General features: G+C 63.8%; 1 protein-coding gene. It reads left to right on the top strand.

Features of this window, described 5'->3' with window-relative positions; translation table 11 throughout:
• The coding region (locus tag FS507_RS16495; protein WP_145943837.1) for a superoxide dismutase at positions 1–384 on the top strand (384 nt) is incomplete at its 5' end.

Here is a 384-nt window from a genome sequence, read left to right as displayed (position 1 = left end):
CACACCAACCACTCCATCTTCTGGAAGAACCTCTCCCCCAACGGCGGCGGCGAGCCCACCGGTGAACTGGCCGAGGCCATCAACCGCGACTTCGGCTCCTTCGACAAGTTCAAGGACCAGTTCTCCTCCGCCGCCCTGGGCCTGTACGGCTCCGGCTGGGCCGTGCTGGGCTACGACCACATCGCCGGACGCCTGGTCGTCGAACAGCTCACCGACCAGCAGGGCAACATCTCGGTCAACCTGACCCCGCTGCTGATGCTCGACATGTGGGAGCACGCCTTCTACCTGCAGTACAAGAACGTCAAGGCCGACTACGTCAAGGCCGTGTGGAACGTGTTCAACTGGGACGACGTCGCCGAGCGCTACGCCGCCGCCAAGAACTGA

Source organism: Corynebacterium glyciniphilum AJ 3170, from assembly GCF_007673095.1.
Classification (GTDB): Bacteria; Actinomycetota; Actinomycetes; order Mycobacteriales; family Mycobacteriaceae; genus Corynebacterium.
This window is presented reverse-complemented; position numbering and strand designations above follow the sequence as displayed.